Annotated in this window: 25 protein-coding genes; 14 read left to right on the top strand and 11 right to left on the bottom strand. The window is 66.5% G+C overall.

The annotated features are described in order from the left end of the window. Positions 1 to 31 precede the first annotated feature (31 nt). Together AC06E9_RS07155 and AC06E9_RS07150 are read right to left on the bottom strand one after the other, a co-directional pair. On the bottom strand, positions 32 to 1,651 hold the full coding sequence (locus AC06E9_RS07155) for an N-acyl-D-amino-acid deacylase family protein (RefSeq protein ID WP_282259982.1): 1,620 nt from the start codon (positions 1,649 to 1,651) through the stop codon (positions 32 to 34). After that, positions 1,651 to 2,670, bottom strand: coding sequence for an alpha/beta fold hydrolase (locus AC06E9_RS07150; RefSeq protein ID WP_478055791.1), 1,020 nt, complete (start codon positions 2,668 to 2,670; stop codon positions 1,651 to 1,653). The genes AC06E9_RS07155 and AC06E9_RS07150 overlap by 1 nt, the downstream gene beginning before the upstream one ends. Positions 2,671 to 3,382: 712 nt before the next feature. Between AC06E9_RS07150 and AC06E9_RS07145 the strand changes: the two genes are divergently transcribed. The 4 genes from AC06E9_RS07145 to AC06E9_RS07130 are packed head-to-tail and all read left to right on the top strand — an operon-like array spanning position 3,383 to position 8,037. Beyond that, complete coding sequence (locus AC06E9_RS07145) at positions 3,383 to 4,735, top strand: TolC family protein (protein ID WP_282260069.1); 1,353 nt, start codon at positions 3,383 to 3,385, stop codon at positions 4,733 to 4,735. Continuing rightward, complete coding sequence (locus AC06E9_RS07140; protein WP_121036860.1) at positions 4,728 to 5,744, top strand: HlyD family secretion protein; 1,017 nt, start codon at positions 4,728 to 4,730, stop codon at positions 5,742 to 5,744. Before AC06E9_RS07145 ends, AC06E9_RS07140 begins: the two co-directional genes overlap by 8 nt. Next, positions 5,741 to 6,928: an ABC transporter permease gene (locus AC06E9_RS07135; RefSeq protein ID WP_478055790.1), complete on the top strand. Its 1,188-nt coding sequence runs from the start codon at positions 5,741 to 5,743 to the stop codon at positions 6,926 to 6,928. The genes AC06E9_RS07140 and AC06E9_RS07135 overlap by 4 nt, the downstream gene beginning before the upstream one ends. Beyond that, positions 6,925 to 8,037, top strand: a complete 1,113-nt coding sequence (locus tag AC06E9_RS07130; protein ID WP_121036862.1) for an ABC transporter permease — start codon at positions 6,925 to 6,927, stop codon at positions 8,035 to 8,037. Before AC06E9_RS07135 ends, AC06E9_RS07130 begins: the two co-directional genes overlap by 4 nt. Positions 8,038 to 8,066: 29 nt before the next feature. On the opposite strand, the gene AC06E9_RS07125 is transcribed toward AC06E9_RS07130, so the two are convergent. Further along, positions 8,067 to 8,423 (bottom strand): YkgJ family cysteine cluster protein, encoded by a 357-nt coding sequence (locus tag AC06E9_RS07125; RefSeq protein WP_282259992.1) that lies wholly within the window; start codon positions 8,421 to 8,423, stop codon positions 8,067 to 8,069. 157 nt (positions 8,424 to 8,580) lie between these two features. Between AC06E9_RS07125 and AC06E9_RS07120 the strand changes: the two genes are divergently transcribed. Continuing rightward, on the top strand, positions 8,581 to 9,828 hold the full coding sequence (locus tag AC06E9_RS07120) for an arsenic transporter (protein WP_478055789.1): 1,248 nt from the start codon (positions 8,581 to 8,583) through the stop codon (positions 9,826 to 9,828). Positions 9,829 to 9,888: 60 nt separating this feature from the next. On the opposite strand, the gene AC06E9_RS07115 is transcribed toward AC06E9_RS07120, so the two are convergent. The 5 genes from AC06E9_RS07115 to AC06E9_RS07095 form a co-directional block, all read right to left on the bottom strand. Continuing rightward, positions 9,889 to 10,179, bottom strand: a complete 291-nt coding sequence (locus tag AC06E9_RS07115) for a hypothetical protein (protein WP_121036864.1) — start codon at positions 10,177 to 10,179, stop codon at positions 9,889 to 9,891. An 82-nt stretch (positions 10,180 to 10,261) separates the two neighbouring features. Further along, on the bottom strand, positions 10,262 to 11,533 hold the full coding sequence (locus tag AC06E9_RS07110) for a carbohydrate porin (RefSeq protein WP_478055788.1): 1,272 nt from the start codon (positions 11,531 to 11,533) through the stop codon (positions 10,262 to 10,264). After that, positions 11,530 to 12,927, bottom strand: a complete 1,398-nt coding sequence (locus tag AC06E9_RS07105) for a c-type cytochrome (protein ID WP_478055787.1) — start codon at positions 12,925 to 12,927, stop codon at positions 11,530 to 11,532. The genes AC06E9_RS07110 and AC06E9_RS07105 overlap by 4 nt, the downstream gene beginning before the upstream one ends. Then, on the bottom strand, positions 12,924 to 14,564 hold the full coding sequence (locus AC06E9_RS07100; RefSeq protein ID WP_478055786.1) for a GMC family oxidoreductase: 1,641 nt from the start codon (positions 14,562 to 14,564) through the stop codon (positions 12,924 to 12,926). Before AC06E9_RS07100 ends, AC06E9_RS07105 begins: the two co-directional genes overlap by 4 nt. Positions 14,565 to 14,609: 45 nt before the next feature. Next, a complete protein-coding gene (locus tag AC06E9_RS07095; RefSeq protein ID WP_478055785.1) occupies positions 14,610 to 15,155 on the bottom strand; it encodes a sugar dehydrogenase complex small subunit in 546 nt (181 codons plus the stop codon). A gap of 180 nt (positions 15,156 to 15,335) precedes the next feature. Between AC06E9_RS07095 and AC06E9_RS07090 the strand changes: the two genes are divergently transcribed. From AC06E9_RS07090 to AC06E9_RS07075, 4 genes are all read left to right on the top strand, one after another. Next, the gene (locus AC06E9_RS07090; RefSeq protein WP_121036869.1) at positions 15,336 to 15,578 is read left to right on the top strand and encodes a hypothetical protein; all 243 of its coding nucleotides are present in this window, start codon (positions 15,336 to 15,338) and stop codon (positions 15,576 to 15,578) included. 6 nt (positions 15,579 to 15,584) lie between these two features. Further along, the gene (locus tag AC06E9_RS07085; RefSeq protein ID WP_478055784.1) at positions 15,585 to 15,743 is read left to right on the top strand and encodes a hypothetical protein; all 159 of its coding nucleotides are present in this window, start codon (positions 15,585 to 15,587) and stop codon (positions 15,741 to 15,743) included. 139 nt (positions 15,744 to 15,882) lie between these two features. Beyond that, positions 15,883 to 17,469: an SDR family NAD(P)-dependent oxidoreductase gene (locus AC06E9_RS07080; RefSeq protein ID WP_478055783.1), complete on the top strand. Its 1,587-nt coding sequence runs from the start codon at positions 15,883 to 15,885 to the stop codon at positions 17,467 to 17,469. 37 nt (positions 17,470 to 17,506) lie between these two features. Continuing rightward, entirely contained in the window at positions 17,507 to 19,294 is a 1,788-nt protein-coding gene (locus tag AC06E9_RS07075; RefSeq protein WP_478055782.1) for an EAL domain-containing protein, read from the top strand. Here AC06E9_RS07075 and AC06E9_RS07070 read toward each other — a convergent pair. Then, on the bottom strand, positions 19,284 to 19,967 hold the full coding sequence (locus AC06E9_RS07070; protein ID WP_478055781.1) for a ChrR family anti-sigma-E factor: 684 nt from the start codon (positions 19,965 to 19,967) through the stop codon (positions 19,284 to 19,286). The two genes, AC06E9_RS07075 and AC06E9_RS07070, sit on opposite strands and share 11 nt — an antisense overlap. After that, entirely contained in the window at positions 19,964 to 20,590 is a 627-nt protein-coding gene (locus AC06E9_RS07065; protein WP_282260023.1) for a sigma-70 family RNA polymerase sigma factor, read from the bottom strand. The genes AC06E9_RS07070 and AC06E9_RS07065 overlap by 4 nt, the downstream gene beginning before the upstream one ends. Before the next feature lie 194 nt (positions 20,591 to 20,784). Here AC06E9_RS07065 and AC06E9_RS07060 point away from each other — a divergent pair, with 194 nt between their 5' ends. The 5 genes from AC06E9_RS07060 (at position 20,785) to AC06E9_RS07040 (ending at position 25,335) form a co-directional block, all read left to right on the top strand. Further along, entirely contained in the window at positions 20,785 to 21,924 is a 1,140-nt protein-coding gene (locus AC06E9_RS07060; protein ID WP_121036873.1) for an SPFH domain-containing protein, read from the top strand. Between the two features lie 21 nt (positions 21,925 to 21,945). Beyond that, positions 21,946 to 23,292, top strand: coding sequence for a TFIIB-type zinc ribbon-containing protein (locus AC06E9_RS07055; protein ID WP_121036874.1), 1,347 nt, complete (start codon positions 21,946 to 21,948; stop codon positions 23,290 to 23,292). Next, a complete protein-coding gene (locus tag AC06E9_RS07050) occupies positions 23,289 to 23,555 on the top strand; it encodes a hypothetical protein (RefSeq protein ID WP_461769868.1) in 267 nt (88 codons plus the stop codon). The genes AC06E9_RS07055 and AC06E9_RS07050 overlap by 4 nt, the downstream gene beginning before the upstream one ends. A 70-nt stretch (positions 23,556 to 23,625) precedes the next feature. Continuing rightward, complete coding sequence (gene pip, locus AC06E9_RS07045; protein WP_282260027.1) at positions 23,626 to 24,573, top strand: prolyl aminopeptidase; 948 nt, start codon at positions 23,626 to 23,628, stop codon at positions 24,571 to 24,573. 9 nt (positions 24,574 to 24,582) lie between these two features. Continuing rightward, positions 24,583 to 25,335: a sulfite exporter TauE/SafE family protein gene (locus AC06E9_RS07040; protein ID WP_152153127.1), complete on the top strand. Its 753-nt coding sequence runs from the start codon at positions 24,583 to 24,585 to the stop codon at positions 25,333 to 25,335. Here the strand turns inward: AC06E9_RS07040 and AC06E9_RS07035 are convergent. Continuing rightward, positions 25,274 to 26,740 (bottom strand): serine hydrolase domain-containing protein, encoded by a 1,467-nt coding sequence (locus AC06E9_RS07035; protein WP_121036878.1) that lies wholly within the window; start codon positions 26,738 to 26,740, stop codon positions 25,274 to 25,276. The genes AC06E9_RS07040 and AC06E9_RS07035 overlap by 62 nt on opposite strands. Positions 26,741 to 26,872 lie beyond the last annotated feature (132 nt).

The raw sequence follows: 26,872 nt of genomic DNA, 5'->3' as shown, positions 1-26,872 counted from the left end.
TGTCCTGTGTCTGTTGAGGCGCGCACGTGGATCACCGCGCGCGGCATGGGTGGCGCAGCGCAGAGCCCGCCCGGGCGCCGGTGTGCTTGCCGCCCTCGAAGCTCACCACACCGTTGACGATCACGGTTTCGATGCCGGTCGGCGCGCCGGCGGGCGCATCCCAGCTCGCCACATCGTCCAGCGTGTCCAGATCGAACAGCACGATATCGGCGCGCATGCCCTCGCGGATCAACCCGCGATCGCTCAACCCCATCCGCTGTGCGGGCCAGCTGGTCATCTTGCGGACCGCGTCTTCCAGCGTCAGCACATGGCGCCGCTTGACGTACTCGGCGAGGATGCGTGGGAAAGTGCCGTACGCGCGCGGGTGCGGCAGGCCGATGGCACCGTCGCTGCCGTAGTTCACCGCCGCGGCGGCATCACTGCCGATGCTGACCCAGGGTTGGCGCAGCGCGAGCTGCACATCCTCTTCGCTGATCATGAAATACAGCGCGACCGCCCGATTGGGCAGCCCTTCAAGCGCGATGTCCCAGGCCGCATCGGCCGGATCCAGATTCAGCTCGGCACCGATCTCGGCCAGCGTCTTGCCATGGAAGCGACGGTACTTGTCACTGAAGCTGTTGGCCAGGCGCACGTTCTGGAAGCCACCCGATGCATGCACCAGGTTCGACCAGCCCGGCATCGAACCGGCGGCGACCTCCTTCTTCATGCGCTCGCGCACCTTGGGATCGCGCACGCGCTCGATACCTTTCTCAAGCCCGTCGGCCCAGACCCAGCTCGGTGCGATGATTTCCAGCCCGGTGCCGCCGGCGGTGTACGGATACAGATCGGCGGCTACATCGACGCCACGGTCCCGCGCGGCATTGATCGTCGCCAATGCCTGCGGCATCAGCTTGCCCCACTCCGGCGCATAGGCAGCCTTCAAGTGGAAGATCTCCACCTTGACCCCGCCCTTCTCACCAATCTCGATCGCTTCCTCGATCGCCTTGACCACGCCCTCGCTCTCATCACGCATATGCGTGGCGTAGAAGCCGTCGCATTGCGCGGCCACCTTGGCCAGCGAGACCAGGTCCGAGGTGCTCTGAAAGCTGCTGGGTGCATAGATCAAGGCGCTGGAGATACCGAACGCGCCGGCCTCCATCGCGATCTTCACCTGCTCGCCCATGGCATCCAGCTGCTTGCTGGTCGGCGCACCGGCGGCATCGCCCATGACATGCACGCGGGCCTGGGTGGAGGAGTAGTACGTGCCGAAGTTGACCGCGATACCCTGGGTTTCAAGCTGCTTGAAGTAGCCCGGCATGCCCGCCGCAGGCACCGGCGGTCCGCCCTCGCCGCCGATCAGCGTGGTCACGCCCATCCGCAGCTTGTTCTCCGCCGCGCCATCCTTGAGCAGCGCCGCGCCGGATTGATCCATCATGTCGATGAAGCCGGGCGACACATAGCGCCCCGTCGCGTCGATCTCGCGGGTGCCCTGCCCGGGGACCTGACCCACCCGGACCACGCGCCCCTCCTTGACCGCCACATCGGCACGGACCCACGGATTGCCGGCGCCGTCGAGGACGCGTCCACCGCGGATCACCAGGTCATAGTCGGCGGCGGCCGCATTGGCGGCGAACAGCATCGATACGCCCGCCCAGAGCAGGGTGCGCTTCATCATTGCATCTCCTTGTCGGTGCGCGCCTGCGCACGCACGTCATCCACGACCTCGCGAACCGCATCCACGACGCGGTCAGGCTGATCGATCTGGATGTAGTGACCGGAATCGCTCACGATCTGTTGCTGCCCACGGCTGGACAGGGCTGCCTGCTCGGCATGCAGGGTGCGCCATTCCTGCTTGAACCGCGCGCCCTCCTCCGCCGTCAGGCCCATCTTCTTCAGCTCGTCGGGCTTGAACGGTTTCAACGCGGTCAGCACGATCACCGGGCGGTCGCCAAACGACGTGACCGCGCGGGCATCGTCCATGGTGCTGTCGAAGCCGTCGAGTTCAGCGGTCGCGCCCGTGACCGAGGCACTGGAGAAGGCAGTGATCTCCGCGGCCTCATCCTTCGGGCGTGGGCCATGATCGGCGCGCGAGAACAGGAAGCGCACCAGGCCGGTCCGCGATAGTGTGGTGGCCGTATGCATCAACAGCGACACCTTCTTCGGGTGGACATCGATGCTCACCACGCTGCCGAGCCGGGCGATCTGATCCGGGTGCGAGGGGTCGACCATCACCAGCCCGGCAACCTGCTCGCCGTAGCGCCCCACATAGGTGCGGGTGTACGGCCCGCCGATGGAGTGGCCGACCAGCACCAGCGGATCGGTGATGCCCGCCCCTTTCAACAGGGCATGCAGGTCATCGGCCACGGCCGACGCACGCTGCGGGGTGTCCTTCGCATCGCTGCGCATGATGCCGGCGCGGTCGTAGGCACAGGCGCGGGTGAAGCCGGCGATCCGGTCGTGCACCCGGGTCCAGTCCATCGTGCCGCCCGTGCCGAGGCCGGACTCGAAGATCACGGTCGGGGTGCCACTGCCGCGACACTCGATATGCATCTGGCGTCCGCCGATATCGACCATCTGGCCGCGCAGCGGGTGGTCCACCTCTGCATTGCGGCGCGCCAGCGCCTCGTACACCACCCCGACCAGGGTGAGAAGGATCACGAGCGCGAGCAGACCCAGCAGGATCCACTTCACCCATCGCCAAAACCGCCGCCAACCCTTTACTGCTGTCATGTCGTGCTCTCTTGAATGGCGTACTGAAGCGCGTGCCGCCCCGCGGATCCGGCCCGGGGAGCGTTCAAGGGAGGACTGACCCATGCGGCAGGCAATCATCCCGAATGGGATATAAACGTCCTGATGGGAGAATTGTCAATGTGCGGTGCGCCACCCCGCTGTCGTTTGGGGCGAGGCTGAGCGCGCAGATCGCACGGGGGCAACGACGATGGCGGTATCAATGCCGGGCTGATCGCCTTATTCGGCGGGCGGAATCGCCGGGATGTGCATGGTGTCGACGGGCCTCTGCCGCCCGCCGATCTCGAACTTCACCGGCATCCGGATACGACCGGCCACCGGCATCCGCACGCGTTGGCGTTCTCCGCTTTGCAATGCAGTCTAGCCAGGCTGACCCGGGCATTGGCCACGGTGCAGCTCTCGTCCAACATGGGCTGTGCCGATGCAGTTGTGGCGGCGAGGTAGATAATGACGGCCAACGTGCCTGCAGTGATGTAGCGCTTGTCCACGGTCAGTCCATTGATGGGCAAAGACAACAAGGGTACCGACATGTGTGAAGACCCGCACTTCACGCGGCGCACACTACCCTCTTGCCGTCACACCCCCATGGAGCTGCCCCCTCGTGAGCCGGCAATGGCCGCCAACGCGCGCGTTAAAAGGACTTACCAGTCTCCCCCTGATCCTCTGCAGTGCGTTTGCAGCCGCCCAGGTCGCGCCCGACGGCGCTGCAATCCCGGCATTGGACTGGCAACAGTCGCACCAGCGGCTGGAGCAGGTCTCCGATGCCTTGGCCGCCGCGGACGCGTCGGTGCGCAACAAGCAGGACCTGCAGGACGCCACCCGGCTGCTGCGCCTGCCGGAGATCACCGGTGAAGTGCGCCGCCTGCAGTTCCAGAAGACGCTGACCCTGCCCCTCGGTTCGCTGGCCCCGGTGGCCGAGGCGTTCGGTATCGACTCGCCGCTGCAGTTCACCGAGCGCGATTGGCGCACCCGCCCGGTGGTCACTGCGGTGTTGCCGCTGTACACCGGTGGGTTGATCCCTGCCGCCCAGCAGGCCGCGGCAGGCGCGACCGACCAGGCCAGCGCCGAGCGCGAATCGCAGCGCCAGTCGCTGAGCGTGCAGCTGGTCCAGGCCTATTTCGGCCAGCGTCTTGCCGAGCAGGCCGTAGACGTGCGCCGCGAGGTGCGCGATGGGCTGCAGCGTCACCTTGATGATGCGATGAAGCTGGAACGCGAGGGCTTCGCCACCCGCGCCCAGCGGCTGCAGGCCAACGTGGCCCGCGACAAGGCCGAGCGCGAGTATCAGAAATCGCTGAATGATCTGCAGACCCTGAAAGCGGCACTGGCCACGCTGTTGCGCAGCGGCGGTGAAGTCCGGCCGCTGTCGCCTCTGTTCGTGCATCGCGCGCCGATCGGTGCGCTGCCCACCTTCGAACGCGATGCACAGGCCCGGCAGCCGCAGATTGCCCGGCTGCGGGCCGTGGTGGCGCAGGCCGAACAAGGCGTGCGTGTGCAGCAGGCCAAGCTCAAGCCAACCATCTTCCTGTTCGGCCAGTACGATTTCCGCCGCCGCGACGAGATGCTCACCGACCCGGACTGGGCATTCGGCATCGGCTTGAAGTACACCTTCCTCTCCCCCACCTCGCGCCCCGCCCAGATCAGCGCCGCCCGCGCGCAGCAGGATCAGGCCGAAGCCGGCCTGCGCGAGGCCGAGAACCAGGTGACGCTGGGCGTGCGCAAGGCCTGGTACGAACTGGATACCGCCCGCCAGCAGTACCTGCTGCTGGACAGCAGCATCGAACAGAACCGCGAAAACCTGCGCCTGCAGGAGCTGGCCTTCCGCGAGGGCCAGGCCACCTCGCTGGATGTGATCGATGCACGCCTGGGGCTGGGCGGCGCGCAGGTGGAACGCGCACAGGCTGCCTATCAATATGACGTGGCGCTGGCCCAGCTGTTGGAGATCAGTGGACAGATGGACCGATATGAAGAATTCCGCCGCCGGGGCGACGAGGTGATCACGCATGAATGACACATTGCAGGCACCGGCCGACGCGCCGCCGCCGAAAAAACGCAAGGTCGGCCTCCTCATCGGGCTGGTGCTGGCGATCGTGGTGGTGGTCGGGCTGTGGCTGGCCTGGCGCACCCCGGCCGAACAGTTGCAGGGCATGGCCGACGCCGACACCATCAACGTGGCCGCGAAGATCACCGCGCGGCTGGCCGAGCTGAAGGTACGCGAGGGTGACCGGGTCGCCGCCGGTCAGGTGCTGTTCGTGCTGGACAGCCCGGAAGTCGCTGCCAAGGAGGAACAGGCGCACGGTGCACTCGAAGCGGCGCGTGCGGTGGCCGACAAAGCCGATGAAGGCGCGCGCAGCGAGGACATCCGCGCCGCGCAGGCCAACTGGAAACGTGCCGAGGCCGGTGCCACCCTGGCCGATGCGACCTATCAGCGCGTGCAGAACCTCTTCAACGAAGGGGTGATGACCCGCCAGAAACGTGACGAAGCACTGGCCCAGGCGCGCAGCTCGCGCGAGCTGGCCAATGCCGCACGCGCCCAGTACGACCAGGCACTGGCGGGCGCACGCGACCAGGACAAGCGCGCCGCACAGGGTCAGGTTCGCCAGGCGCAGGGCGCGGTTGCCGAAGTGAACGCCGCCCGCGAGGAGGTCAATGGCCGCGCGCCCGTGGCCGGCGAGATCAACAAGCGCATGTCGGATATCGGCGAGCTGGTGCCGGCCGGCTACCCGGTCTTCACGCTGGTCGACATCGACCGCATGTGGGTCTCGGTGAACCTGCGCGAATCGCAGATGCGGGGCCTGAAGGTCGGCGCCCGTCTGCGTGGCACGGTGCCCGCGCTGGATCGTGATGCGGAATTCGAGGTGTATTTCATCAATCCCGCCGGTGACTACGCCACGTGGCGTGCCACCCGGCAGTCCTCCGGGTATGACGTGCGCAGCTTCGAAATCCGGCTGCGCCCAGTCGCCCCGGTGGAAGGCTTCCGCCCCGGGATGAGCGTGTTGTTCGGGTGGCCGCAGGGATGACCCGGCCGGTGTGGGCGAGCGCTGCGGCGTCGTTCCAGCGCGAGCTTCAGCACCTGCGCCGCGATCGTGCCGATCTGCTGCTGATCACCCTGCTGCCGGCGCTGATGCTGGGCGTGATGGCCTGGCTGTTTGCCGCCTCGGTGATGCGCGATATCCCCATCGCCATCGTCGACCTGGACCGCAGCGCGGAAAGCAGACAGCTGGCCCGCATGCTCGATGCCAGTCCCGGCGTCAGCGTGGCCAGCCAGCCGTCCAGCCTGGCCGAGGCGCAATCGCAGCTGCGCCGGTTGGACGTCTTTGCAGTCGTACTGGTGCCGCGCGATGCCACGCGGCAGGCACTGCGCGGCGAACAGGGCACGGTGTTCGCGTACTACAACGCCACCTACCTCACCACCGGCCAATCGGCCGTGCGCGATATCGTCGAAGCGGTCAGCGCCTGGAATGCGCGGCTGCTGGGCGAGCGCATCGGCAAGCAGGTGGGCCCGGGCAAGCTGCGCGCGCCGCCGATCGCGGTGCAGTCGGACATCCTGCACAACCCGGCGCGCAGCTATGAGTTGTTCCTGCTGCCCTTGCTGTTCCCGGCCGTGCTGTCGCTGGGGCTGGCATTGACGGTCGCGGCCAGTCTGGGGCGCGAAGTGCGTGACGGGCACCTGCGCGAATGGCTCGGCGATGCCCCATGGTCGGCGATCGCCGGCAAGGTCGTGCCGTACGTGCTGCTGTTCTCGGTCTACGGTGCGCTCGGGGTGCTTTACCTTGCCCTGCTCCGTGGCGACGGCATCGCCGGCAGTGCCCTGCTGCTGATGTTGGGGCAACCGCTGTTCTACCTGGCCTGCGCGGCGGTGGCCCTGCTGTTCGTCGGGCTCACCCGGGACATGGGCACGTCACTGTCGGCGATCGGCTTGAGCATCGGTACCGCGCTGGCGTTTTCCGGGGCCACCTTCCCGGTGGTCGATGCGCCGCTGTTCACCCGGGTCTGGAATCTCCTGCTGCCGCTGACCGCCTACGTAAAGCTGCAGACCCAGCAGCAGTTCGTCGGCGCGCCGTGGAGTGTCTCGCTGTGGCCGCTGGGCACGCTGCTGCTGATGGTGCTGGTGGCCGGTGGCATCGGTGGCTGGCGATTGATGGCGGCCGCGCGCAACGCCGATCCGGTGCTGCCGGGTGCACCGCGCGAGACCCGCGCATGAACCGCTTCGTCGACAGCCTGCGCCTGACCCTGCGCACGGTGCTTACCGATCGCTATGCCGTCGTGCTCATGGTCGGCGCGGTAGTGCTGTACTCGTTCTTCTACCCGGCCGCCTACCGCCACCAGGTGGCCAGCAACCTGCCCATCGTGGTGGTCGACCATGATCAGAGCGCCACCAGTCGGGAATTGCTGCGCCGGGTGGACGCGCTGCACACGGTACGCATCGTGGATCAGCCGGCCAGCATCGACCAGGCCCGCGACGAGATGGAGGCCGGCAGGGCCGAGGGCATTCTGCTGATTCCGGCCAACCTTGAACGGGACGTCCTGCGCGGCGGCCACGGCTATCTGGTGTTGATGGGCAACGGTGCCTACCTTGGCCGCGCCAGTTGGGTGCTCGGCGGCGTGGCCGAGGCCCTGACCGCGTTCGCGCGCGAGGCGGCCGTGTCCCAGGCGGCGTTCATGGGGGCACCCCAGGCACCGCCGATCACGTTGGTGCAGCGGCCGCTCTTCAACACGCAGGAAGGGTACGGCAGCGCCATCGTGCCCGGCGTGGCCGAGCTGATCGTGCATCAGACGCTGCTGATGGGCATCGGCGTGCTGCTTGGCGCCCGGCGGTTGGCGCTGGGTCGGCGCCTGCGTTTCGATCTGCCCACATTGGCCGGCATGGCGGTGGGCTTCGGTGCCATCGGCCTGCTCGGGCTGCTCTATTACGCCGGTTTCACCGCGTGGGTGCAGGATTACCCGCGCGGTGGTAATCCACTCGGGCAGCTGCTGGGCGGCACCTTGTTCATCGCCGCCACGGTGGCATTCGGTTTGTTCGTCGGCAGTTTCTTCGCTACCCGCGAGCGTGCGTTCCAGGTCGTGATCGCCTGCTCGATACCGTTGTTCTTCCTGGCCAACCTGTCCTGGCCGGCGGTCACTTCGCCGCCGGCGCTGGTCGCGCTGGCGCACCTGCTGCCCACCACCCCCGGCATCAACCTGATGGTGCGGTTGAATCAGATGGATGCCCGCCTGGGTGAAGTCAGCCACGAGCTCTGGACATTGCTCGCGCTGCTGGTGCTGTACGGGGGTCTGGCGATATGGCGGCTGGGTGCCCGCAGGTCGAACTGATCCTGGGCCTCGCTGGAGGCCTCGCGCTGCTAGATGAGCACCTGCCGGGTGCTGCGCAGGAAGTGATGGATCTCTTTCTCCACCGATTCATCCAGCATGTAGACCGGCCGCTGGCCGTTGGGGCAGCGCAGGCTCGGAGTCGTCCCGAACATGCGGCAGATCAAGGGACGTTCTTCGTAGACCTCACAGCCCTGCTTGCCCAGATAGGGACAGCTCAGGTCCGCCAGCGCGGCAGCGTGCTCGGCATCGCTCTTGACCGGCAGCCGCGCCACTTCTTCGCTGGAGGCGGTGACCGGGCCACAACAGTCCGTACACCCCACGATGCAGCGGAAGGTGGGGATCTGGTCGCGCAGACGCTGGATCGCGTCGCGGGTGGCGTAAGGCATTGCGATGGGCCTTGGAACGGCGTCGGCGGTGGGCCATTTTAACGCGTTGGCAAACGCGACGTATCCAGGGTGCTTCATCTGGGCGCGCAGGCGTGATCCCCTCGTCCGCTGGGTATGATGTCGCGTTCGCCAAGCTGTGTGCCCAAGCAACCCCTCCATGCACGTCCCCACACCCTCCCTGATCATCTGGATAGTGACCGCCGTTGCCACCAGCGGCGTCATCTTCCGTCCCTGGCGGATCCCCGAGTATGTCTGGGCACTGGGCGCTGCCGTGCTGCTGGTCGCGACCGGGCTGGTGCCCATCCCCACGGCCATCGCGGCGGTCGCTGAAGGCGGCGATGTCTACCTGTTCCTGATCGGCATGATGGTGCTGGCCGAGCTGGCGCGTCACGAAGGCCTGTTCGACTGGCTGGCCATGTATGCCGTCCAGCATGCCAAGGGGTCTGGACGGCGCCTGTTTGACCTGGTCTTCCTGGTCGGCACGCTGGTGACCATTTTCCTGTCCAACGACGCCACCGCCGTGGTGCTCACACCGGCGGTTTACGCGGCCTGCAAAGCGGCCCGCGCCAATCCCCTGCCCTACCTGTTCGTCTGCGCGTTCATCGCCAACGCAGCCAGCTTCGTGCTGCCGATCTCCAACCCCGCCAACCTGGTGGTGTTCGGCAGCCACATGCCCTCGCTGCCGGAGTGGCTGCGGCAGTTCAGCCTGCCGTCGCTGGCCGCGATCGCGATGACGTACCTGGTGCTGCGCCTGGCTCAGCGCCGTGAGATCGCGCACCCGCTGGCGGAGCGGATCGAGCACCGCGCCCTGTCCGAGGGCGGTCGCCTGTGCGCCATCGGTGTCGGGCTCACCGGCATCGTGCTGCTGGCGACCTCGGCGATGAACGGCCCGCTCGGCTTGACCACCTTCTGCGCCGGTGCGCTCACGTTGGCGGCGGTTCGCCTGCGCCAGCGTCGCAGTGCCATGCCGATACTGCGGCACGTCGCCTGGGGGGTGCTCCCGCTGGTGGCAGGCTTGTTCGTGCTGGTGGAAGCCGTCGCGCAGACCGGCGTGATCCGCACGGCCGCGCACACATTGGAAGCACTCGCACGAACCTCGCCGAGCGAGGCCGGCTGGGCTGCGGGCATTGCCGCCGCCATGGCGAGCAATCTGGCCAACAACCTGCCCATCGGGCTGGTCGCCGGATCACTGGGGCAGATGGCTGATTTGCCGGCGCAGACGCGCGCGGCGCTGCTGATCGGCGTGGATCTCGGGCCGAACCTGTCGATCACCGGCTCGCTCGCCACGATGCTGTGGCTGGTCGCGCTGCGGCGGGAGGGCGAGAACGTCAGCGCCCTGCAGTTCTTCAAACTGGGGGTACTGGTGATGCCGCCGGCGCTGATCGCGGCGTTGCTGCTGCTGTAGCGATGCTGATGCGCTAACGGTGCAACCGTGTCGTCGGGCTGCCGTGACGCTACATCCGTCTCAGGCGGCGTTCGGCGTCCACTGGCGCAGGGTGGCGGCTTTCAGCGACTGCTCGCCGCAGCCGGTGGGGCAACGCAGTACCCGCGCGGCCGCGTTGCTGACAAAACCAGCGCCTTCCTGCGCCTTGAAGATCACCTCACACGACAGGCAGCGCGCCACCATCGAATACAGGTGAACGATGCGGCCGCTGCAGGGATCCTGCAGCGCGCTCACATCCAGCAGGTCGAAGTGGCAGCTGTCGGGCATCGCGCGGCGGGGAAACGGTGGGGAAACGGTCGTCTGCGGATTCACGCGTGCCAGCCTCGATGGTGTGGGCATCACTTTAGGCACCCGGATGTGGAGCGTGCGTGCATTGGACGACCGTCCCGCGTGATCACAACGTCGCCTGCGCCTGCAGCGTGAACACCCAGCTGTCCGGCCGGCTCTCATACGCCCCCGGCCGGGCCACATACTGCACCGCAGGCCGCATGATCAGCCACGGGGTCACCTGCACACCGTAATTGAGCTCCACGAACTGCTCGTTGCTCTGCACGTCCTTGCCGGTGATGCGCTGGTACTGGGCAAGGCGGTCGGAGATGTCCAGCCGGGTCCACGCCAGGCTGAGCACATCATCCTCGCGTGAGGCCACCACACCGCGCCAACTCAGGCCGGCTTCCCACGAATACCGCATGAGTCCGGTCTTGGCATCGGCACGCGTGGCCACGCCGAATACCGACAGGCCGCGCACGGTGTCGCCTTCGGGCTTCAGCACGCGCTGCGCCAGCTGGATGTACGAACCGCTGCGATGCGAAGCGCGCGGCGCGGCCGGATTGCCGATGTCGTCGGCGTTGGAGGTATCCAGGTAGTAGCCGGCCTTGTAGGCACCGCCGTAATGCTCGCCGGTGTTGCCGTGGCTGTAGCCCACTTCCACGGGCAGGAACAGGCCGGTCTTGCCGCGGTCGGACACGCGGAAGCCACTGCCCTCCTGCTTTCGCATCGGCACGACATCGTAAATGCCGGTCTGTGCGTACCAGCCTGAGGGATCGGCCCACTTCACCCGCATGCCCCACTGGCCGGTCGGGTTGTCCAGCCAGCCGGAACTGTAGATCGGCCCCAGCGGATGCCCGCACTGGCCGTTGTTGTTGAAATTGCAGGTGTACGGCAAGCCGCCGAAGTCGTTGCCCATCGAGTAGAAGCCGCCCTTCAGGCTCAGCCGCTTGTCCAGCAGCCAGCGCTCGTAGGAGAGTTCGTTGAAGCGCAGGTTCTGCCCTTGGCCATAGAACGCCTGGTTCTGCACGTAGGAACCGGTCGAGCGGTCATTGACCGCATTGCCGAAGCGGTCGGAGAACACCACCCGCATCGTGCCGTCGAAGCCGAAGGCCTTGCCGGTATCGATCATGGCACCGAAATCAACGTGCTCGGCGGTGGACCAGCCGGTGCCCTTGTAGCCGTCGCTGTTGACGCCCGTGGCAATCACGATGCGGGCGCTCGGCGTCACGCCCCGGTCCTGCAGCCAGATCCGGGCCGCCCAGTCCGCGCTGAGCGGGGTCTGGGCAATGGTGTCCACCGGTTTGGGCGTGGGCGCATCGCTGGCGGCGGCCCAGGCCGGTAGGCTGGCGGCGATCGCCATCAGCCCGAGGCTGATCAGATAAGGGGTGTGTTTCATGTCGAGGCCCTCCGCAGCCTGCGTTTCTTCCAGGCGCGTCGCACCATCAGGATCACCACCACGAACGCCGCAAGCCCGAGGATGAGCAGCGGCAGCCACAGGCGCGCGATCTTGGCCAGCAGCGGTTTCTCACCGCCATCGCGGATCAGCGCGACCTGGGCTTCCGTGACCTGGTCACCGGGCCCAAAGCTGGTCCGCACATAGCTCGCGACCGCCGCGACATCGGCATCGCTCAGCGCCTGCACGTACGAGCCTTCCGAAAAGTGCGGCATCACTACGTGCTGGCCGTCCACCTCGCGGTCGATGCCGCCGATGATGGTGGCCACCAGATTCTGCGGCCGGGTCATGCCGACGGTGCTGTTGTGCACCAGCGAGGGGTAATAGCCGTCCTTGCTGCCCTCCCCTTTGGGGCCATGGCAGCTTGCGCACAGCCCGGAATACAGCACTGCACCGGAAGCCAGGGGTGCATCGGTGCCACGCACCGGTTGTTCGCCCGGCGCCGCGGTGGGGTCACCCCAGGCAAAGGCCGCACGCGTGGCGTCCTTGTCGGCCACGGCAGGCACGGTGCGCAGGTAAGTCACGATGGCACGGATGTCTTCATCGCGCAGTTTGGAGAGGCTGTTCGTCACCGCTTCGGCCATACCGCCACCGGCCTGCCCCTTGCCCTCAACCCGACCGGTCTTCAGGTACTGGGCCAGTTCGTCATCGGTCCACCCGCCGATCCCGCTGATCGGGTGCGAAGTGATGTTGGGCGCATACCAATCGCCCAGCGAACCACCGGCGAAGGCTTTACCGCCCACCTCCTGCATCATCAACCCGCGTGGACTGTGGCAGCTGGAGCAGTGCGCCAACCCTTCCACCAGGTAGGCACCCCGATTCCACTGCGCGCTCTGTGCCGGATCCGGTTTGAACGGGGTCTTGTCCAGGAACAGCAGATTCCACACCGCCATGGACGAGCGCACGCTGAAGGGGAATGGCAGTTCGGTGGCACGTGCTTCCTCATCGACCGGTGCGACCGCCTGCATGAAATAGACGTACAGCGCGTGGATGTCCTCGTCGGTCAGCTTGGCGTAGGAGGTGTACGGCATCGCCGGATAGAGGTGGGCGCCGTCCTTGCGTACACCTTCGCGTACGGCCTGGGCGAAATCGGCCTCCGTGTAGTTGCCGATGCCGTGGGACTTGGACGGAGTGATGTTGCTCGCCCAGATCTCACCCAGCGGCGAGGCGATCGCGTAACCGCCGGCGTAGGGCTTGCCCTGCTTCGGGCTGGTGTGGCACGCCACGCAGTCCGCGGCCACGGACAGGTAGCGCCCACGTTCGATGGTGTCATCGGCGCGCGCAGTGTGGCTGACGCCAGCCAACAGGCCCAATGCGATGAGCAGAAAGGCCTTCATACGGCACGCTCGATGGCATCGGCCGCACGCAGGGCCAGCGCGGCCATGGTCAGGGTGCTGTTGACGACGCTGGCCGACACCATCGCGCTGCCACCTGGGAGCCACAGGTTTGGGTGATCATGCGCGCGGCAATCGCCGTCGACCACGGAATCGCGCGGATCCGCGCCCATGATGGTCGAGCCCATGATGTGGTTGTTGGCATTGAGCGCCGTGGTGATCACGAACTCTTCGGCGTTGAACAGCGTGCCGATGTGCCGCAGCTGCTCGCAGGATTTGTCGTAGCCTTTGCGCGCGTAGTCGCCCAGCGAGTAATGGATGTCCGGGCAGGCCAGGCCATGGCCATCGACGCGGGTCGTGGACAGCGTCAGCCGGTTGCTCGGGTCGGGCAGCGGCTCCAGGCTGATCGACAGATCCACCCCGTAGATCGCGCGGCGTCGGATTTCCGCGTCCAGCGCCTCACCGGCGAGCCCCATTTTCAGTGCCTGGTCGGTGGCGATCGCCACCCGGCTGATGTTGTTGAGGATGATCTTGGTCGCAGAGTATTCCGACCGGAACGCGCCGTCACGCGGCCCGACCATGCAGCTGGACTGCGCCGGGCCACGCCCCAGCCAGATCGGGCGGTCGGCAATGAAGGAGCAGTGGAAGCCGGAGTGGTCCAGCATGTTGCGGCCGACCTGATCGGACGAATTGGCGATGCCGTTCGGGTTCTGCTCATTGGCGGCCAGCAGCAGCAGACGCGGCGTCTCCAGCGCATTGCAGGCGATCACGAAACTGCGGCCGGTGGCCTTGTGGCTGACCTTGTCGCTGTCATACCAGTGGATGGCGGTGACACGGTTCTGCGCATCGGTGTCGATCTTGTACGCCACCGCTTCGGCCAGCACCTTGGCGCCCAGCGCTTCGGCGGCCTGCACGGTATGGACGCCGTTGTACATCGCCCCGATCGGGCAGATCGGCTGGCAGTTGTTGTTGCCACAGCACGCGGGGCGATCGTTCCAGGGCTTGATCATGCGCCCCTGCGGAATCGGCACCAGGTTGTAGCCGTGCGGATTGACCACCTCGGCGAATACCTTATCGCCGTTGCCCCACGGAATCATGTCGGCCAGGTACGGCTTGGAGCGCTCCGAAGGGCTCTGCTGCGCGGGATCGTTCGGCCCGGAGACGCCCATGGCTTCCTCCGCGCGGCAGTAATACGGCTCGATGTCCTCGTAGCTGATCGGCCAATCGCGCCCGACCCCGTAGGCGGACTGCATTTTGAAATCGACCGGAAGATGGCGCCAGCAGGAGGCAGCCCAGTGCCAGGTCGTGCCACCAACCGCCTTGATGAAGCCCTGGTGGAAGCTGCTGGCATCGGGGCCGGTCAGGCCGACGTAATCGTTGGCGGGGAAATACAGTGGCGCCGTCGCGAATTTCGATTGCGGGAACGGGCCTTGGAAATCGCTGCCGATGCGTCGTTCGAAGCTGACGTTGCGCCAGTTTTCGACCACGTCGGCGCGATTCAGGCGCGGCCCGGCCTCGAGCACAAGCACGGATTTACCGGCGCGCACCAGCTGGTGGGCGATCAATGCACCGACGACGCCCGAACCGACGATCACGACGTCGGCATCGGCATCGCCATCACGGAAAACCGGAGCTTTCATGAGAGGAATCCAGATCTAGAACAGAAGAAAGATGGCCGCGCGGACTTAGGCGCGTGCTCGAATCGGGGCCGGCGGCTCAGCGGTCCACCAGGCGGGGCCGCCTTGGACGTAGGTCGGTGGTGAAAGACCGTCATCCACGCAGCGCTGCATCAGCGCATCGCGGTAGGACACGGTCACGGCGTGCACGCCTTTGCCCACGGTGCCGGTGTACCACGCGGTGATGATGGCCAACGCCGCCGGCTTGGCATCGCCGGCGGCCGCGACCAGCGCCTGCGCACCACTGACCTGCCCTGCCAGGGTGACCAGGGTGGGGAACTGCGCATGCAGCTCGGGCTGAAGTTGGGCGAACGCCTGCTCGATCCGGTCGGCCGTGGCCGGGTCCAGATCGGTCTTACCGGTCAGCGCGTAAGAGAGCTCGAGGAAGGCGGTGTCGGTCTTGGCCGCGGGCGCTGTTGCGGCCGGCCCTGCAACGGCAGGCGCTTTGTCACGGCAGGCTGCGAGCAGTGAAACCGAACCGACCGCAAGAAGGAAGCCTCGTCGTGTGAGGCCTTGCCCCCGACGATGCTCGTCCAATCCCTCGGGAATACTCATGATGTGAACTCTGCTCCGTAACACGCCGGCTCCCCGCCCGTAGACCACGGAACGGCTAAGCTTCGACGGCGACAAGGCTACTCCCCCTGTCTGTCATCACGGAGTGATAAGTGATGACTCACGCACCGCGCACGGAATCAGCGCTACAACGCGGGCTAGTCTCAGTTCCGGAGAGTTGCCATGCGAACCCTGTTGTTCAGTGCCCTCGCGGCGATGGCGTTGTCGGCCTGCAATCAGGCCGAGCCTACCGATCAGGGCAAGCACGCCGATACCATCGAGCAGCCTGCCCCGGCGGCAGGCAGTGAGCCCGCCCGTAACGTGCCCGGGGGCGGCAGTGGTACAGCCGCCTCCGAACAGCAGGACTCCGGGCATGGCACCGGGACCGGTGCGGAGCCGAAGCGCGAATCGCCGCCGAAGCCGTAGCACGTCATGACGCCACTCGATAAACCACTCCGCCGGGAAGTCCAGATCGACGACGAGGTCTATACGTTGACCCTTGATCCGGAGGGCCTGAAGCTGGTGCCCAAGGGCAAGCGGAACGGTGTGACCCTGAAATGGGCCCGCACACGCTTTCTCCATTCAGGTTGATGGCGACGGGAAAGCAAGCAGACTCAGGATCAGGGACAATAGCCACCCACCGTATGCCCCGGGCTGCTGGCGGATGCCCCCATCAGGGGCCGTCGCGCGGCGGCCCATGCCTGTCTTCCTGCTGCTTTCCGGATCCGAATTGAATACCACCGCCCTGCCCCTTGCCGACGACGACCTGCCCCTGACCGACCGCCTGCGCACCGCGCTGGACCTGCTGGAGGCCATCGAAGCCGACCGCAGCGTGCTCGATACGCTGCCCGAAGCAGACCGCGTGCGCCTGCACCAGGTGGTGGCCAAGGTGTATCACCCCGAGCCCAAGGCCCGCCGGGCCAAGCTGAAGCAGCAGGCCAAGGCGCGGCACCAGGAAAAGGTGGCCAAGTCCGAGGCGCTGCTGGCGCAGACCGGTATCCGCGCCCTGCGCCGCAAGCCGGTGTTCAGCACCCCGAACTATTTCCCGCCGCACGCGGCCGGCCTGCATGACGCCTCCAACGGCCAGAATGCGGCGGCCACGCCGGAACCGGTGCATTCCCCGGAACTGCGCCATTGCTATGTCTGCAAGCAGAAGTTCACCCAGCTGCACCACTTCTATGACCAGATGTGCCCGGCCTGCGCCGAGCTGAACTTCGTCAAGCGCACCGAGACGGCGGACCTCACCGGGCGCGTCGCGCTGCTGACCGGCGGCCGGGTCAAGATCGGCTACCAGGCCGGCCTGAAGCTGCTGCGGGCCGGTGCCGAGCTGATCGTGACCACGCGCTTCCCGCGGGATTCGGCCGCGCGCTACGCCGAAGAGCCGGACTTCGGCGTCTGGGGCCACCGCCTGCAGGTGTACGGCCTGGACCTGCGCCATACCCCGAGCGTGGAGGCCTTCTGCAACGAGCTGCTGGCCACCCGTTCGCGTCTGGATTTCATCATCAACAACGCCTGCCAGACCGTGCGCCGCCCGCCGCAGTTCTATGCGCACATGATGGCCGGCGAAACCGCCGCGCTGCATGAGGTGCCCGAGACGCTGCGCAAGCTGATCGGCGATTACGAGGGCCTGCGCAGTGCCGAACTGCTCGGCACCACCGCCTCGGCCGCGCTGCCGGTGGTCCAGGGGCGTGATTTCAATGCCGCCAATGGTCTGACCCGTGCCGCCGAGCTGTCGCAGGTCCCGCTGCTGGAGGATGAGCTGGTCGCCCAGCAGCATCTGTTCCCGGATGGCCGGTTGGATCAGGACCTGCAGCAGGTGGATCTGCGCGGTCGCAACTCCTGGCGCATGCTGATGGCCGAAGTGCCGTCGGTGGAACTGCTGGAAACCCAGCTGGTCAATGCCATCGCGCCGTTCATCATCAATGCGCGCCTGAAGCCGCTGATGCTGCGCACGCCTGAGCGTGACAAGCACATCGTCAACGTCTCGGCGATGGAGGGGCAGTTCTACCGCAACTTCAAGACCACCCGCCATCCGCACACCAACATGGCCAAGGCCGCGTTGAACATGATGACGCGCACCTCGGCCGCCGATTACCAGAACGACGGCATCCACATGAACAGTGTGGACACCGGCTGGGTGACCGACGAGGATCCGGCGGACATCGCGGCCAAGAAGGTGAAGGAAGAGCGCTTCCATCCGCCGCTGGATATCGTCGACGGCGCTGCGCGCATCGTTGATCCGATCATCCACGGGTTCAACACCGGCGAACATGTCTGGGGCCAGTTCCTGAAGGACTACGCGCCGACCGACTGGTAAGCGCATCCAGGGGCGTGTTTCGTCCGTATAGCGTGGAATGACTCCCCCCACCTCACAACGCGACGAACGCAGCGCGGTCCTCAGTGCCATGCAGCTCGATGGCCTGGCATCCGTGCCTGCGCTGGACCGGCTTACGGCACTTGCCGGGTACACCTTCGATGCCCCGGTGGCGTTCGTCTCCATCCTCGGGGATGTGGAGCAGCGCTTCCTTTCCCGGATCGGCCTGCCCATGGCGCAGACCGACATCCGCGCCTCGATCTGCGCCCACGCCGTCACCTCCGAGGGCGTGCTGGTGGTGCCCGATCTCCAGCAGGACCCCCGCTTCCGGGACAACCCGCTGGTCACCCACAGCCCGCATCTGCGCTTCTACGCCGGCGCCCCCCTGGTGGCCAAGAACGGCGTGCCCATCGGGGCCTTGTGCATCATGGACACGCGCCCGCGCACGTTCGATCAGGGGGATCAGGAGCAACTGAGCACCCTGGCCGAACTGGTGGTCGCGCAGCTGGAGCTGCGGGCGATGTCCGGTCGGCTGGATCCGGTCAGCGGCCTGCCAAGCCGGCACCAGTTCCATGCGGATCTGCCCGGCATCCTCGCGCGTTGCGCCCAAGGAACGGCCTATGCCGTTGCGGTGGACATCCTCGACATTCCGCAGGCCAACCAGGTGGGCCAGGTGCTGGGCCTGCGCCCGCTGGAGGCCCTGATCCGGCGCGCCGGTGTCCGCCTGCGCGCCGCGCTGGAGGGCGTGGCGACGGTCTACCACGTGGGGGTGACGCGGTTCGCCTTCGTGGTCGAGATGCCTGCCGCGGCACAGGTCGAGGCGCTGATCCTGGAGTTGAGAACGCGCATGCTGCGTCCGCTGATGGCCGCTGCGGTCCCGATGTCACCCCGCTTCCATGCCGGCATCTGTGCCGTCGATCCGGACGAAGAGGACAGCCACGACCTGCTGCGACGGCTGCTGGTCAGCACGCAGGGTGCGTTCGATGCCCGACAGCCGTTCTGCTGGTACTCCGAACAGCGCGACGACACGATGCACCGTGCCTACCGCCTGGCCTCGGATGCCGAACGCGGGCTGCAGGCCGGTGACTTCCACCTGGACTACCAGCCGCGCTTCACCCTGGACGGTCGGCGCCCGGTCTCGGCCGAAGCGTTGATCCGGTGGACCCACCCTACCCTGGGGCCGATCAGCCCGGGCGAGTTCATTCCGGTCTTCGAGCGGACGGCGCTGATGGACGAGGTCACCCACTGGGTCCTGGACACCGCGCTGGATCAGGTCCAGGCGTGGCGCGCCCAAGGACAGGACATTCCGGTCTCGATCAACCTGTCCAGCAGCTATCTGTCCAATGCCTCGGCCTGGCAGGACATCCGCAGCAAGCTGGAGCACAGGGCGCTGCCGTTCTCGATGATCGAACTGGAGATCACCGAAGGCGAATGGCTGCGCCCGGGATCGCCGGCCATCGGCCACATCGCGGCGATGGCACAGGCCGGCATCACGGTGGCGATCGATGACTTCGGCAGTGGCTACAGCAATTTCAGCTACCTGTCCGACCTTCCCATCCACACGGTCAAGCTGGACAAGTCACTGATCGACGGCATCGCCAGCAGTTCGCGCGCGCGCGCCAAAGTTTCGGCCATCCATCATCTGGCCCACGAGCTGGGCTACCTCACCGTGGCCGAGGGGGTCGAGCATCAGGCGCAGGTGGATTTATTGGCCGCGATGGGGGTCGATGAAGTGCAGGGCTACCTGCTTGCCCGGCCCATGGCGCCGGCCGCGGTGATGCAGGTGTTCGAACAGGCCGCGATCACACCGCGCCCCGTCAGAGTTTGAACACCTGCTGCAGCTTGCGCGCGAACCACCCGCTGAAGACCAGCGGCGCATCCAGCGCTGACACACAGATGCACGCCACACCGGGGGTGGTCACGGGCTGATGCTCGACGTCGCTGTCCAGATCGGCCACATCGCCGGGAGCGAAATGCCCCAGGGAATCGTCATAAGCGCCGCGGAGAATCTGGGTCAGCTCGCTGTTGCCATGGCTGTGCATGGGCAGGCATTTGCCAGGGGCGATCTTGAGCATGATCAACGACGGGTGCGCCGGTGCACGTATGCAGTGGACACCCGGCGCCATCCAGCGCCATTTCAGCGAGCGGTAGGAGCTGCCGAAATGCGGCTCAAGCGCGGCCGGCATCCGATCCGGATCGTGCGCGCCCGCGGTGCCATGCTCCACGTCGTCCCGTCGCAGCGTTGGTGGCCCAGCGGAGGGTGTGGCCTCCAGCCTACCCAGCATCGCCTCACGCAACGCGGCCTGCCGATGTTCGTCGGCGGGCGGCGACAACTGCTGCTCCAGCAACACGCCCCCCAAACGCTCGGCCGAACGCAGCTGCTCCCGGCAGTGGGCGCACCCTTCCAGATGGGCAGCGGCGACCACGGACATCTCCGGGGCCAACGTACTGGTCGCAAACCCCAGCACGGTGGCCGGATCCAGATGGTGCCGAGGATTCATCGCTGCTCTCCCATCAACGCCTGCAGTTGCAGGAAGGCCCGCCGGATATGTGATTTCACCGTGCCCAGCGGCATGTTCAACTCGTTGGCGATCTCGGCATGGGTCTTTGCTTCGAAATAGGACATCCGGATCAACCGTGCCTGGGTGGCGGACAGTTCATCCAGCCGTTGCTTGAGCCGGACATGCTCGGTGTGCAGCTCGGCCAGAGAGCCGCGCCCGTCGTCCTGCTCTGCCGCCTGCTCCACCACGTCATGGGCATGCACCCAGATGTGCTCGCGCCGCACGCGATCGATATGGAGGTTGCGGGCCACCCGGTACAGCCAGGTGCCCAGGCTGCTCCGCATCGGATCGTAGAGATCGGCGCGGTTCCACAACTTGAGCAGGACCTCCTGGGCCAGGTCCTCGGCCACGCCGTGGGGCGCGCCCAGCCCGTTCAGATATCGGCACAGGCGCGGCATGAAGTGATCGTAGATCCGCATGAAACACTCACGATCCCGCGTACTGGCGATCGCCGCCACGTCCGCAGCCCAGGCTTTCAGCTCCACCGGGTGTTGAGCAGGCGCGGCAGTCATCCGGGCAGCCTCGAAGGGCGTCATCCTTGCAGCAGGCAGGTCAGCGTCCATCGTAGGCCACTTCCGGGCGATCGGCGAGTTGGGGTTCATGGGCGGTCTACGGGCGGCGGAGCCGTTTGGATGCAGCCGCTACCTGACCGGCACCGCGGCCGGATCAGGGCGCCACTGCCGGCGCACTGGCTGCTGATATAGTCAGACGAGCATGGCGGGCACGGTGCCCGTCCACGAATCTCAGGGAGTGGGTCATGGGTCTTCGTCAGGCAGTGGCAGGGGCAGTCGGTGGCGTTCTGGCCGACCAGTGGAAGGATTTCTACACCGTGCCGACGGGCCTGCCCTCCACGGCAGCGCTGTTCGCGGCGGTGCCGCGTGGCACCAATGCCGGGCGCGGCTCCAACACCAGCGCCTCCTCCAACATCATCACCAACGGCTCGAAGATCGTCGTGCCCGAAGGGTACGGCCTGCTGCTGTTCCAGGACGGCGCGATCACCGGCTTCGTTGCCGAACCGGGTGGCTATGAATGGCGCTCGGACGATACCAATTCGCAGTCGATCTTCGCCGGCGACGGGTTCGTCAGCCCGCTGATCAAGCAGAGCTGGGAGCGCTTCAAGTTCGGCGGCCAGCCAGGGTCGCAGCAGGCGGCGTTCTTCGTCTCACTGAAGGAACTGCCGGACAACCGTTTCGGCACGCAGTCCGAAATCTACTGGGATGACGGTTTCCTCGGCACGCAGGTCGGCGCGGTCACGCGCGGCTCGTACACGCTGAAGATCGTCGATCCGATCCTGTTCGTGAAGAATTTCGTGCCGGCCAGCTACCTCCAGCCCGGCCAGGTGTTCGATTTCACCGATCTGGATAACGCCGCCGCCAGCCAGCTGTTCAATGAAGTGGTGGGCTCGCTCGCGCCAGCCTTCAGCCTGTATACGAACGATCCCGGCAAGGGCAACCGCATCACCAAGCTGCAGCAGGATTCGCTCGGCTTTGCGCAGAGCCTGTCCGCTGCCGTCGAGCAGGGTTACCAATGGAAGTCCGACCGTGGCCTGGCCATCGTCAAGACCGCCATTGTCTCGATCGAGTACGACGCCAACACCCGCGAGCTGCTCAAGACCGTGCAGCGCGCCGATGCCCTGGCCGGCTCGCGTGGCAATTCCAACCTGCAGGCCAGTGTGGCCCAGGGCATCCAGTCGGCGGGCGAGAACGGCGGCGCGGCCGGCCTGGTCGGCGTGGGCATGGCCTCGGGCATGCTCGGGGTCGGCGGCATGCAGCAGCCGGTTGCCCCGGCGGCGGACGATCCGGTCGCCAAGCTCAAGAAGGCCAAAGAGATGCTGGACCTCGGCCTGATCACCCAGGACGACTACGACAAGCTCAAGGCCAAGGCGCTGGGGCTGTAAGACACCGAGCGCACCGACACCATGTCCGACCCCAAGATTCCACCGCCGATCCCGGCGGTTCCGCCGCCGTTGCCGCCTTCCCCGGTGGCCCCGGTCACTGGCCCGGGCTCGCCCCGAGAGGTGCCGCCGTTGCCGGGCAGTTTCCCGGTGGATCCAGCCACCCTGCCCCAGCCCATCCGCGATGAGGTGCAGGCCCCGGATCCGGTCGCGCTGGACACCGCCGCGGCCGAGCTGAAGGACGGTCTCAACCGCTGCCCGAAGTGCGGCTCCAGCGATATACGGCTCAAGCTGGGCACCGATGTGCTGGTCTGCCAGTTCTGCCGGCACGAATGGCACGGTGAGCGCGTTGAGGAGGCCTTTGGCTTTGGTGAAGGCATCGGTGAGCTGCGCGGCACGGTCATCGCCTCGGGCGCACGCGACATCGAAGCCGATACCGCCAGCCTGATGAGTTTCAAGTGCACTGGCTGCGGTGCCGAAGTCACGATCAACACCGAAAGCACCATGACCGCACGCTGCCACTGGTGCCGCCATGTGTTCGGGGTCAACGAGCAGATCTCCAATGGCGCGGTGCCCGATGCGGTGCTGCCGTTCCATATCAGCAAGGACGATGCGGTCGCGCGGATCCGCCAGTTCGTGGACAAGCGCCGCCTGTTCGCACTGAAGGCGTTCAAGGATCAGTTCACGCCCGAGAATGTCTCCGGCGTTTACCTGCCCTACATGGTGGTGGACAGCAATGTCAGCGCCAGCGTATCGGGCAAGGGCGAGATCCAGACCCGGCAGTACACGCGCGGCACCGAGAAGAACAAGAAAACGTATTACGACGCCGACGTTTACCAGGTGGATCGCCAGGTGGATTTCACCGTGGACGATCTCACCATGGAATCCTCGGCCGAGCGTGGCAACCTCGATACGCAGACCAACACCAACAACATCATCAACGCGATCCTTCCGTTCGACACCAAGAACGCCCTGAAGTGGAACGCCTCCTATCTGGCCGGCTTCACCTCGGAAAAGCGCAACCTCGACGTGGAAAAGCTGCGCCCACGGCTGGAAGACCAGCTGCTGTCGATCGCCCGCGCCCAGGTGGAAGGCTCGGTGCGCCGCTACGATCGTGGCGTGCGCTGGGAACGCGAGCGCGTGGATGTGCACGGCACGCGCTGGGTATCGATGTACCTGCCGGTGTGGCTGTACTCGTACCACCAGCCGGGCCGCAATGGCGGCATGCTGCACTACATCGCGGTGAATGGCCGCACCGGTGAAACCATGGGCAGCGTGCCGGTGCAGCAGTGGAAGCTGCTGCTGGCCGCGCTGACCACCGGCACCATCATTGAAGCCCTCGTTCTCTTCTTCCTGGTAGCTGCCTCATGAGCGATGACAGTGGACTCTGGCTGCTTGCCGCCGGCCCCGCCGGTGCCACGGCGTTGTACTGGGCGTTGTACCGGTACTACCGCAACACCGACAAATCGCATGCGTTCGAGCGTGATACCGCGATCGATGCCAAGCCGGTGACCGGCGCGGACCGCAAGGTCGATACGGTGATCGGCACGCAGGAGCGACGCATCCGCGGTGACAACGTGGCGGCGTATCGGACGCGGGTGCAGCGCGACAGGGACAGCGCGCCGCCATTGTGACGCGTCACGGACGCGGCTCGACGAACCCGGGCGGTATCATGGGGCGTCAGTTTTCCGTAGGACGCCCACCATGCGCACGCTTTATCCCGCGATCACACCCTTCCGCACCCATCAGGTGGCGGTCGATGACCTGCACACCTTGTTCGTCGAGGAGTGCGGCGCTGCGGACGGCATCCCGGTGGTGTTCCTGCATGGCGGGCCGGGTGCCGGCGTATCGCCCACCCACCGGCGCTTTTTTGACCCGTCACGGTATCGCATCGTCCTGATCGACCAGCGCGGCAGCGGCCGCTCCACCCCGTTCGGTGAGCTGCGGGACAACACGACGCAGCACCTGGTCGCCGACGTGGAGATCATCCGCGCGCGGCTGGGCATCGAGCGCTGGCTGGTGTTCGGCGGGTCCTGGGGCTCCACGCTGGCACTCGCCTACGCCCAGGCCCATCCGGAACGCGCCACCGGCCTCATTCTTCGAGGGGTCTATCTGGGCCGTGCCGAAGAGAATCGCTGGTTTGCCGAAGCCGATGGCGGTGCGCGCTGGGTGTTCCCGGAGCGCTGGGCGGCCTACGAGGCGCATATCCCTGAAGACGAACGCGGCGACATGATCGCCGCATACTGGCGTCGCCTGGACAGTCCGGACCAAGCGACCCGCATCGCCGCCGCGCAGGCCTGGCTGGGGTGGGAAGATCACGCTGCCACGCTGGAACACGACGTCGACGCGGTGTCCGGTGACGATCCGCTGCACACCCTGGCCAAGGCGCGCATCGAAGCGCATTACTTCCGCAACCATGCCTTCCTCGATCATGCGCAGCTGCTTCGCGATATCGACCGCATCCGGCATCTGCCGGGCGTGATCGTGCAGGGCCGCTACGACATCATCTGCCCGGCCCGCAGTGCGTGGGACCTGGCCTGTGTCTGGCCCGAGGCCTCGCTGCAGATGGTGGTGTCCGGTCACAGCGCAACGGAACCGGCGACCGCCGATGCCCTGGTGCGCGCGACGGATGCGTTCGCGGACGCGCAGTAAGGAGTCGTCGTGGATTCGATCTACCTGGTGGTGGCGTTGGGCGCCATCGTGGCGGGCTTTGTGCAGGGGCTGTCGGGCTTCGCGTTCGGGCTGGTGGCGCTCTCCTTCTGGGCGTGGGTGCTGGATCCCAGGCTGGCGGCCACCCTCTCGGTGTTCGGTGCCCTGACCGGCCAGCTGCTGGCGGCGTTCACCGTGCGCCGCGGCTTCAATCTGAAGACCCTGCTGCCTTTCGTGCTGGGCGGGTTGGCCGGCATTCCGCTGGGCGTCTACCTGCTGCCCCTGCTCGACATGCACTGGCTCAAGGCGATCCTGGGCACCTTGCTGGTGCTGTGGTGCCCGGCGATGCTGCTGTCCCGCCAGCTGCCGCGGGTCACGGCGGGCGGGCGGGCGGCCGATGGTGTGGTGGGATTTGCCGGCGGCATCATGGGCGGCCTGGGCGGCTTCACCGGCACCCTGCCGACGCTGTGGTGCACGCTGCGCGGTTATGAGCGTGACGTGCAGCGCTCCGTGGTCCAGAACTTCAACCTGTCCATGCTGCTGGTGACTATGGGCACCTATGTCGGCACCGGCATCGTCACCCGCGAAATGCTGCCGATGTTTGCCATCGTGGCGCCAGCCATGTTGATCCCGACCCTGCTCGGCACCCGCCTGTACATCGGCATCAGCGACCTGCGGTTCCGGCAGATCGTGCTCAGCCTGCTCACCGTGTCCGGGATCGCGTTGCTGGCCTCGTCGTTGCCGGCGCTGCTGGGCTGGCGCTGAGGCCGCGCTGCGGCAGCGGCAGACGGTTGCCGACGAAGTTGACCACGTTCTCCATCGCATCGGGATCGACATTGCTCAGCCCGATCACCACGTAGCCGTTGCTGGGCAGCACGATGAGCGCGGCATTCGCACCGGGCGCCCCACCCTCGTGGCCATACTGGCGCTGCTCTCCCTCACCGCTCACCATGAAGCCGTAGCCGTACCAGCCCTTGGTATTCTGCGGTGAGGTGGCCGCGTCCAATGCCGCGGCCGGGATCAGCCGGCCACTGCGCAACGCCTCGGCGAACCGGAGCAGATCCTGGGCGGTGCTGTAACCGCCGCCCGCCGATGTACCGCGCAACGGCAGGCTCTTGGTCTCGCGCACCCAATGGCCCTCGCTCAGCGTGTAGGGCACCGCGCGGCCTGGCACCAGGGTCGCCTCGGGCGCCGCTCCCGTGGAAGTCATGCCCGCCGGCGCAAAGATGTGCTGTTCGACGTAGGCATCGTAAGACTGTCCCGATGCCGCCTCGATGATCGAGCCAAGCAGGATGTAGCCGTAGTTGGAATACTGGTCCTGGGTGCCGGGTTTGAAGGCCGGGGCCGCAGCGCCATAGACGGGCCAATAGTCGGCCAGCGTTTTGAGCGATGTCTTCCGCGCCTCGAATGCCTCGTCGAAGATCTCTCCAAGGCCGCTGGTGTGGTTGAGCAGCTGCCGGATCGTGACACCGGTGGCGACGGCCGGATTGGGGTAATGCTTCAGATGCTGGGCAATCCTATCGTCCAGTGTCAGCTTGCCCGCCTCGGCCAACTGCAGGATCGCCACCGCGGTGAACATCTTGTTCAACGAGGCGAGCCTGAATGTCGTGGTGCTATCCACCGGAATACCCTGCTCCCGGTCGGCCAGCCCGCCCTGCCACGCCATCAGCACCTTGCCGTCCTGCGCCAGCAGAAAGGTGCCGGAGAGCTTGTCCTGTGCTGCCAGCGCATCCAGACGGGCAGGGCTCTGCGCGATGAGCGCGGGCATCTCAAGCCGCGCGGGCCGGAAGGCGACGGGTATCTCCACGCCTTCCAGCTGCAAGGTCTTGAGCCGCGGTCTGTTGGCAGGATCGATGGCCACGGTGATCAGCACCCCGCGATCGCTGGTTGTGCCGCGCACGATGGCCGCGACGGTATCGGGTGTCTCCACGGTTCTGGTCAGCACCTCGAACGGGCCGAAGGTCTCGCGGATATCCAGATACCGCTGCGCGGTGTGGTCGATGCCGTAGGTCGACAGCACGGTCCGCAGTGTGTCCGGATCGCCGACGTTGTAGGCCGCGAGCCAGCGATTGAAGATCTGTTGGGCCGAAACAGGGGCCGCCGGTGTGGCGGCCCAGACGCTGGCGCTGACGAACAGCAGCGCAAAGGTGAGCAATCTGATCAACACCATCCGGTCCTCGCGTGCACGGGGCTTCGGCCCGGCCGTGAGATGGATTATGCATGCGCTCCTCAACCGCGCTGCATGCGCATCCACAGGGCAGCCCTGCCGATCCAGACGCTGCTCACCTGCTGGTGCTTTGCG

The organism is Stenotrophomonas sp. Steno-Z10-BAI, from assembly GCF_056393115.1.
The sequence above is the reverse complement of the archived record's forward strand: the minus strand, read 5'-3'. Positions and strand labels throughout refer to the sequence as shown.

What these genes read in the sequence shown, in the direction of transcription:
- AC06E9_RS07155 (WP_282259982.1), bottom strand. Translation starts at nt 1,651, where the DNA reads ATGAAGCGCACCCTGCTCTGGGCGGGCGTATCGATGCTGTTCGCCGCC.
- AC06E9_RS07140 (WP_121036860.1), top strand. Translation starts at nt 4,728, where the DNA reads ATGAATGACACATTGCAGGCACCGGCCGACGCGCCGCCGCCGAAAAAA.
- AC06E9_RS07135 (WP_478055790.1), top strand. Translation starts at nt 5,741, where the DNA reads ATGACCCGGCCGGTGTGGGCGAGCGCTGCGGCGTCGTTCCAGCGCGAG.
- AC06E9_RS07130 (WP_121036862.1), top strand. Translation starts at nt 6,925, where the DNA reads ATGAACCGCTTCGTCGACAGCCTGCGCCTGACCCTGCGCACGGTGCTT.
- AC06E9_RS07125 (WP_282259992.1), bottom strand. Translation starts at nt 8,423, where the DNA reads ATGCCTTACGCCACCCGCGACGCGATCCAGCGTCTGCGCGACCAGATC.
- AC06E9_RS07120 (WP_478055789.1), top strand. Translation starts at nt 8,581, where the DNA reads ATGCACGTCCCCACACCCTCCCTGATCATCTGGATAGTGACCGCCGTT.
- AC06E9_RS07110 (WP_478055788.1), bottom strand. Translation starts at nt 11,533, where the DNA reads ATGAAACACACCCCTTATCTGATCAGCCTCGGGCTGATGGCGATCGCC.
- AC06E9_RS07105 (WP_478055787.1), bottom strand. Translation starts at nt 12,927, where the DNA reads ATGAAGGCCTTTCTGCTCATCGCATTGGGCCTGTTGGCTGGCGTCAGC.
- AC06E9_RS07100 (WP_478055786.1), bottom strand. Translation starts at nt 14,564, where the DNA reads ATGAAAGCTCCGGTTTTCCGTGATGGCGATGCCGATGCCGACGTCGTG.
- AC06E9_RS07095 (WP_478055785.1), bottom strand. Translation starts at nt 15,155, where the DNA reads ATGAGTATTCCCGAGGGATTGGACGAGCATCGTCGGGGGCAAGGCCTC.
- AC06E9_RS07090 (WP_121036869.1), top strand. Translation starts at nt 15,336, where the DNA reads ATGCGAACCCTGTTGTTCAGTGCCCTCGCGGCGATGGCGTTGTCGGCC.
- AC06E9_RS07085 (WP_478055784.1), top strand. Translation starts at nt 15,585, where the DNA reads ATGACGCCACTCGATAAACCACTCCGCCGGGAAGTCCAGATCGACGAC.
- AC06E9_RS07075 (WP_478055782.1), top strand. Translation starts at nt 17,507, where the DNA reads ATGACTCCCCCCACCTCACAACGCGACGAACGCAGCGCGGTCCTCAGT.
- AC06E9_RS07070 (WP_478055781.1), bottom strand. Translation starts at nt 19,967, where the DNA reads ATGAATCCTCGGCACCATCTGGATCCGGCCACCGTGCTGGGGTTTGCG.
- AC06E9_RS07065 (WP_282260023.1), bottom strand. Translation starts at nt 20,590, where the DNA reads ATGGACGCTGACCTGCCTGCTGCAAGGATGACGCCCTTCGAGGCTGCC.
- AC06E9_RS07060 (WP_121036873.1), top strand. Translation starts at nt 20,785, where the DNA reads ATGGGTCTTCGTCAGGCAGTGGCAGGGGCAGTCGGTGGCGTTCTGGCC.
- AC06E9_RS07055 (WP_121036874.1), top strand. Translation starts at nt 21,946, where the DNA reads ATGTCCGACCCCAAGATTCCACCGCCGATCCCGGCGGTTCCGCCGCCG.
- AC06E9_RS07050 (WP_461769868.1), top strand. Translation starts at nt 23,289, where the DNA reads ATGAGCGATGACAGTGGACTCTGGCTGCTTGCCGCCGGCCCCGCCGGT.
- pip (WP_282260027.1), top strand. Translation starts at nt 23,626, where the DNA reads ATGCGCACGCTTTATCCCGCGATCACACCCTTCCGCACCCATCAGGTG.
- AC06E9_RS07035 (WP_121036878.1), bottom strand. Translation starts at nt 26,740, where the DNA reads ATGGTGTTGATCAGATTGCTCACCTTTGCGCTGCTGTTCGTCAGCGCC.